The organism is Nitratidesulfovibrio oxamicus (assembly GCF_015731765.1).
Lineage (GTDB): Bacteria > Desulfobacterota > Desulfovibrionia > Desulfovibrionales > Desulfovibrionaceae > Cupidesulfovibrio > Cupidesulfovibrio oxamicus.
Genome location: NZ_VRYY01000569.1, coordinates 1 through 1,336 on the forward strand (window position 1 = coordinate 1; position 1,336 = coordinate 1,336).

Genomic DNA, 1,336 nt, shown 5'->3' on the forward strand with positions numbered 1-1,336 from the left:
CAGCAGCAGCCCGGCGCACGCCAGCAACAGCCCGTAGGCCACGCCCACCGGCGGCAGCCCGCCCAGCGGCAGGTAGCGCACCCCGGTCAGCAGCACGGCCACGGGGCCGAACAGCACGGCCACCACCAGATACAGCGAGGCCAACCGCCGTCCCTGCGGGCCGAAGGCGTGCCCCACGGCTACGGAAACGCCCCCGTCGCCGGGGAACAGCACGGACAGTTCGCCGAACACCAGCGCAAACACCACCCCCACCGCAATCATGACCAGCCACGCGGGCAACGCCCACGCTCCGGCCACGCCCAGCACCACGGGGGGCAGGATGATGATGCCCGATCCCAATACCGGCCCCACGATTAACCCTGCCAGAAGCCACGGTCCAAGTTGCGCGCTGCGCATGGGGTTGCCCTCCTGTTGTTTCCGTGCCATCCTTGGCCCCATAGCGCCCGGAAATCCAACGGTATTTCCCGAAGGCAGCGTTCGGCGTGGCCGAATGCCCGTCCCCGCTGGCTGGATACGGTCGGATGGAACCCGATACGGCCCGACCCGGCCCGAACAGGACTGCACAGGACTGAACAAGACTGAACAGGCCTGGCCCGCCGGGGCACGGTCTCTGGCTGGATACGACCGGATTCCCCGGTGCGCGCATGGCGCTTCCGCCCCCCGGCTTTCGGCGTCACCTGCCTTTACCCCTTCTTCCGCAACCCCGCGCACCGTCATGGAACTGCACCTGCTCCGCGCCTTCGCCACCGTGGCCGAATCCGGCACGCTCACCCGCGCCGCCGCAGAGCTGCACCTCAGCCAGTCGGCCCTCAGCGGGCAGATTCGCGCGCTGGAAGACGCCCTGGGCGTGACCCTGTTCCGCCGCCGCGCGCGCGGCATGGACCTGACCGACGCAGGCACCGACCTGCTGCCGCTGGCCAGAAAGGCGCTGGATGCCGCCACGGCCTTGCGCCGCAAGGCCGAACGGCTGCGCGCCCAGCCCACCGGGCGGATAACCCTTGGCCTGAACACCGACCCCGCCTTCCTGCGCATGGTGGCCCTGCACGAGGCCCTGGGCGCGGCCTGCCCCGACGTGGCGCTGGAATTCACCATGACCCAGACCATGACCACGCCGGAGTTGCTGCGCGAATCGGTCATTGACGCGGGCTACCGCTACGGACAGGAATTTTCGCCCGACATCGTGGAGCACCCTCTGCGCGACGTGGAAATCCGCATCGTGATTCCGGCCAGCATGGTGCCCGCGCTACCCGCGTCTCTGCCGACGGCATCCCCGCCCGCCGCTTCGCCGGGCGCAGTTGCGGCAACCTGCGGGCGCGCCCCCCGCAAGGGCCGCGCC

2 protein-coding genes are annotated in these 1,336 nt (G+C 70.3%); one reads left to right on the forward strand and one right to left on the reverse strand.

Features of this window, described 5'->3' with window-relative positions; all coding sequences use genetic code 11:
• The coding region (locus FVW20_RS15675) for an amino acid permease (RefSeq protein ID WP_196610337.1) at positions 1 to 396 on the reverse strand (396 nt) is incomplete at its 3' end.
• Between the two features lie 319 nt (positions 397 to 715).
• On the opposite strand from FVW20_RS15675, the gene FVW20_RS20000 reads away from it, so the two are divergent.
• The coding region (locus FVW20_RS20000; protein ID WP_269145839.1) for a LysR family transcriptional regulator at positions 716 to 1,336 on the forward strand (621 nt) is incomplete at its 3' end.